This window comes from Flavobacterium sp., from assembly GCF_044368625.1.
Lineage (GTDB): Bacteria > Bacteroidota > Bacteroidia > Flavobacteriales > Flavobacteriaceae > Flavobacterium.
Genome location: NZ_JBIPPD010000229.1, coordinates 1 through 4,934 on the forward strand (window position 1 = coordinate 1; position 4,934 = coordinate 4,934).

Consider the following 4,934-nt stretch of genomic DNA (forward strand, 5'->3'; position numbering starts at 1 on the left):
GAATAACAGGTTTTTTGATATTTTTGTTTCGCCTGAAGAGTCCCATAAAATTATTTTATTTTTCGCAAAACAAAAATAAGGGAATCTCAGGCTTTTTTTATTTTAGACTTTCGGATAATAGTGAAAATAAAATAAAAAACCTTCAAAGCCCATGACCCCCATAAAGGCAATAATTATAACAGAGCATACGGATACGTTGCTTATTCTAAAAAAATTTGAGGAAGAAAACAACATGATTATAAAAATAATCGGTGAGGCATTTTCCTTAGTTGACGGTCTGGTTTTGATAAAAGATCAAAAACCCGACCTAATCTTCGTAGACTTTATTGTCGAAAATAATGTATTTTCCGAAATACTCGAACAGTTAGAATTCAGCATTCCGAAATTAGTTTTTATTTCCAAAAACGACAAAATGGCTGTCAACGCATTTAAGCACAACGCAATTGATTTTATCCTGAAGCCAATTGAATTCAACACACTAATTATATCCGTATATAAAGTGATTAAAAGAAACGAGATGGAACGCTCTTATCAAAGTCAAAATATAAACAACATAGATTTAATAAACGCAGTTCATCAAGCCAATGACTATATTGCCATTGCTTCTTTAGATAAAATAGAGCTAATTAACATGTCGGAAATTATTTTCTGCCAAGCCAATGGGAAGTACACTAATTTTTTCCTATCAAATGCGAGTACGATAATGTCGAGCAGAAATTTAGGCGAATATACTGCATTACTGGATCATAATCATTTTTTCAGGATACATCATTCCTATATTATAAATCTGCGGCATATTGCTAAAATTTCAAAAAAAGACGGCTATTTCTGCGAACTTTCAGATGGAACAATTTTGCCAGTAGCCAAAAGAAGGCAGGATGATTTTAATAAGTTTATTAAGCTTAAAAATTAATTATCATGTTAATAGAATGTCAAAAATGTTTTTCTTTAATCTTAAAATAATATAAAATTGCTGATTACAAAAGTGCCTAAGAAGACTAAAATAGTAATTGTAGAGCAGAACCGCTTTGCGATTAATGCCATACAGCAAGAACTGAAATCCATTGAATGTACTACAAAAATCGTACAGTCAAAAGAGGATTTTGAATGGGCACTGGAACAATTTGCACCTGATATTGTCCTTTCCAATTACACACATGCATTTTTTGACGGACCTACAGTATTTGAAATGAAACAAAAAGAGAAGCCTTTAGTTCCGTTTATTTTTGTTTGCCAACCCATTGAGGAAAAAAATGTGATTGAGCTACTAAAAAGAGGCGTAACAGATTTTGTTTCAATCAACAATCTTTCTACTTTAAGCCATAAAATAATATGAGCATTACAAGAATCAGGAGTAGATTCAAACGAGGTTATGGTACAGAAGTTAATGCGTACGCTTGATAAAAATGAATCCAGTTACACTTCAATAAAGAATGAAAACGCCACGACGATACCTGAAGGACTTGAGTTCGAAGGAATCAAAGCTTCCCGATTTGCACGAATGAATGCCGCGTCAGAAGCTGTTTTGGGATTTAAACCGGAAGAGTTACTAGGAAAAAGTATACGGATTACCTGTTTTTTGAAGATGTAGAAAAGACAGTTAGCGCTGATGTAGGTATTAAGAGTGGTGTTCACTTCAGAATGTTCGAAAATCGATGCAGGCACAAAAACGGGAGTGTGGCGCACCTACTTTGGTCGGTCTTTTGGGACGACGTGCATCAAATCAGCTATTGTAAGGCTAAAGATATCACAGATAAAAAAAACCTTGAAAAAGCATTTGAAGTCGAAAGGCAACGGTTTTATGATTTGTATTTACAAGCCCCATCTTGTATGGGTATTTTAAAAGGCGCAAATCATGTTTATGAAATGGCCAACAACTTATATTTGAATTTAATTGATAAAAACGATATCATTGGCAAAACCGTAAAAGAAGTCTTGCCAGAATTAGAATCACAAGGCATTTTCAAGTTTTTAGATACGGTTTATAAGACAGGAGAAACTTTTTCTGCTAATGAAATGCTTGTAAAATTTGATTCCGACGGAAAGGGACAACTTCGGGATACGTATTTAAATTTTATTTATCAAGCCCATCGGGATATAGACGGTAACATCGACGGAATACTTTTTTTGCCAATGATGTAACCGAGCAGGTTTTGTCGCGAAAAAAAGTTGAGGACAGCCTCTTGCGGTTTACTTCACTTATCGAGCAAGCCAGTGATGCTATTTGTTTTATTGACCAATCAATGAAAATCATAGAGGCTAATAATTACGCTTGCGATAAATTGGGCTATACGAATGAAGAGATGCTTACACTTTCAATTGCCGATTTATAGCAGAGCAAGAACTCAGTTCATTGATGTCGGATTGCATTGTATTGCAAGCTGGAAAAATTTTAATAGATGAACGACAAATAAAAAAGAAAGATGGTACTTTACTTGACGTAGAATTGTCGGCAAAAATGCTTCAAGACGGAAATACGCTGCTTTTTGTTCGTGACATCAGCGAACGCAAAAAAGTTCAAAAAGCATTATTGGAAAGCGAACAAAGGTACCGTCAAATTGTTGAGACCGCTCAAGAAGGTATTTGGCTTACGGACAAAAATCACAAAACCACTTTCGTTAACCCCAAAATGTGTCAAATATTAGAATACACGGAAGAAGAAATGATAGGCAGAACGGCTGATACCTTTAAAGTTACAAAGAAACAAAAGATGCCTTCAAAATATAGCATAAAGAAAAAGTATTCCAATCAAAATCATATCAAATACCTCTCTAAATCGGGGAAAAAAATCTGGGCAAAGGTTGTTGTAAATCCATTAATAAGTGAAACAGGAGAGTATATAGGAAGCATGGCAATGGTAACGGACATTACAGCAATAAAAAAAGCACAACAAACCTTAAAGAAAAATGAAAAAAAATACCGCTATCTTTTTGACCATAATCCAATGGCGATGTGGGTTTTTGACCGAGCTACTTTTAAATTTCTAGATGTAAATAAAATGGCCTTGCGCCAGTATGGATATAGTCGAGAGGAATTTCTTTCGATGACTGTTTTGGACATCAGACCTGAAGAAGATAAAGGTCAATTTATGCAATCGTTTCATTCTTCAGCAGTAAATTCAACAAACTTTAACAGAGGAATTTGGAAGCATCAAAGAAAAAACCGTACGGTCTTTCCCGTTGAAATTATTGCCCATGAAATAATTTATGAAGGGGTTCCATCCCGCTTTATTCTTTCTAATGACATCACCGATCGTAAAAAAACAGAATTGAATTTAGAAACACGAAATAAAGAACTCATTAAAGTTAATTTAGAATTGGATCGTTTTGTTTATAGCGTTTCTCATGATTTAAGGTCGCCGCTTACTTCTGTTTTGGGGTTACTCTCATTTATTGAAGAGGAAAGTCAGGAGCCTGATACGCTTATTCATGCTAAAATGATTCGAGTCAGTATTAATCGTTTAGATGAGTTTATAAAAAATATCTTGAACTACTCTCGAAATAACCGAACAGGCCTTGAGGTTCAAAGTATTTCGATTCAAGAAACAATCTTTGATATTATAGACTCACTTCAAAGTATGCAAGGTGCACATGGAATTTTTTATGAGATTGATATTAAAGAAGAGCAAGCGTTCTATTCAGATAAGTTGTGTTTCAATACTATTTTCGTAAATCTTATTTCCAACGCTATAAAGTACCACAAAAATGAAGAGTTCGGAAGATATATAAAATTATTTGGACATTCAAATCATGAAAGCCTTGTTGTAACATTAATCGATAATGGTATTGGAATAGCACCAGAATTCCATGATAAAAAATTTGATATGTTTTTTCGACTTTCGGGTAGTAAAGACGGTACGGGTATTGGCTTATATATAGTTAAAGAGACTATTGAAATATTGCAAGGCTCGATAGAATTACAATCCGAAAATGATATCGGCACTACATTTATAATTACACTAAAAAATTTGAAACCATGATTGAAAATCCAAAACCGAAATTTAAAATTGTAATGATTATTGATGATAATGTTATAGATCTTTACATTCCGTCACGCATGATTACTAAAAATAATTTTGGAGAAAACGTGCTGCAGTACACTGATGCAAAAGAAGCTTTGAAATATCTTCAAGAAAATCAGGAAAATATTGAAGCTTTGCCACAGATTATATTTGTAGATATATATGCCCTTAATGTCGGGATTCGATTTTCTAGATGCTTATGACAATTTATCCAATACTTTAAAAAATTATTGCAAGACTTATATTATATCTTCAACCATTGACAATAAGGATATCATCCGATCCCGAAATGATAAAAACGTGGTCGCATTTCACGTAAAACCCATTACTAAAGAGTTTCTTGACAAGATAAGTCTCTAAAATTTTAATTGAACGCATCATTTGATAAAAAATTTTTTCAGTAATATCCATATATTTAATGAGTTGTAAAATACTTTTAAAAAAGGTTAATAAAACTCTTGCAGAAGTAAAAAGAAGTATTACTTTTGCACCCGCAACAACGGCGAAGTTCATACAAATACTGTTTTAAATTGAGTAAATAAGGTGTTAGAAATAATCTAAAAATAAATTTGCGAGATAAGAAAAGAAGTATTAGTTTTGCACCCGCTAAGGCTCTAAGTTCATTTTAGAAATTGAGGATTAAGAATTTGGAGAAAATAAGTTTAAAAATATTTTCAAAAAAGCTTGTCAGAAATAAAAAAGGGATTTACCTTTGCACCCCGCAAGAGTGGATGTTCATTGAGAGATTGGGTAGTTAATAGAGAGTGATATTAGAGACGAAAGTTTTTAAAAAACTTCAAAAAAAGCTTGCCGGATTAAAAATTAAGATGTACTTTTGCACCCGCTTCGAGAAACACTAAAGTGAAAAACGAGACGAAAAACAAGAATGATACGTTCATAGACATATTGAATT

8 protein-coding genes are annotated in these 4,934 nt (G+C 33.1%); 7 read left to right on the forward strand and 1 reads right to left on the reverse strand.

The annotated features are described in order from the left end of the window. Positions 1-151 precede the first annotated feature (151 nt). The 7 genes from ACIQ2X_RS13705 to ACIQ2X_RS13735 all read left to right on the forward strand — a co-directional run bounded on the left by ACIQ2X_RS13705 (position 152) and on the right by ACIQ2X_RS13735 (position 4,224). Positions 152-913, forward strand: a complete 762-nt coding sequence (locus ACIQ2X_RS13705; protein ID WP_396179498.1) for a LytR/AlgR family response regulator transcription factor — start codon at positions 152-154, stop codon at positions 911-913. Positions 914-970: 57 nt separating this feature from the next. After that, positions 971-1,336 (forward strand): response regulator, encoded by a 366-nt coding sequence (locus ACIQ2X_RS13710; RefSeq protein WP_396179499.1) that lies wholly within the window; start codon positions 971-973, stop codon positions 1,334-1,336. Positions 1,337-1,372: 36 nt separating this feature from the next. Further along, positions 1,373-1,591 (forward strand): hypothetical protein, encoded by a 219-nt coding sequence (locus tag ACIQ2X_RS13715; protein ID WP_396179500.1) that lies wholly within the window; start codon positions 1,373-1,375, stop codon positions 1,589-1,591. 86 nt (positions 1,592-1,677) lie between these two features. Beyond that, complete coding sequence (locus tag ACIQ2X_RS13720) at positions 1,678-2,142, forward strand: hypothetical protein (protein ID WP_396179501.1); 465 nt, start codon at positions 1,678-1,680, stop codon at positions 2,140-2,142. Between the two features lie 41 nt (positions 2,143-2,183). Further along, positions 2,184-2,333 (forward strand): PAS domain S-box protein, encoded by a 150-nt coding sequence (locus tag ACIQ2X_RS13725; RefSeq protein WP_396179502.1) that lies wholly within the window; start codon positions 2,184-2,186, stop codon positions 2,331-2,333. A 23-nt stretch (positions 2,334-2,356) separates the two neighbouring features. Next, positions 2,357-3,979, forward strand: coding sequence for a PAS domain S-box protein (locus ACIQ2X_RS13730; protein ID WP_396179503.1), 1,623 nt, complete (start codon positions 2,357-2,359; stop codon positions 3,977-3,979). Further along, positions 3,976-4,224, forward strand: coding sequence for a hypothetical protein (locus ACIQ2X_RS13735; RefSeq protein WP_396179504.1), 249 nt, complete (start codon positions 3,976-3,978; stop codon positions 4,222-4,224). Before ACIQ2X_RS13730 ends, ACIQ2X_RS13735 begins: the two co-directional genes overlap by 4 nt. 49 nt (positions 4,225-4,273) lie before the next feature. On the opposite strand, the gene ACIQ2X_RS13740 is transcribed toward ACIQ2X_RS13735, so the two are convergent. Continuing rightward, complete coding sequence (locus ACIQ2X_RS13740) at positions 4,274-4,534, reverse strand: hypothetical protein (RefSeq protein ID WP_396179506.1); 261 nt, start codon at positions 4,532-4,534, stop codon at positions 4,274-4,276. Between the last annotated feature and the right edge of the window lie 400 nt (positions 4,535-4,934).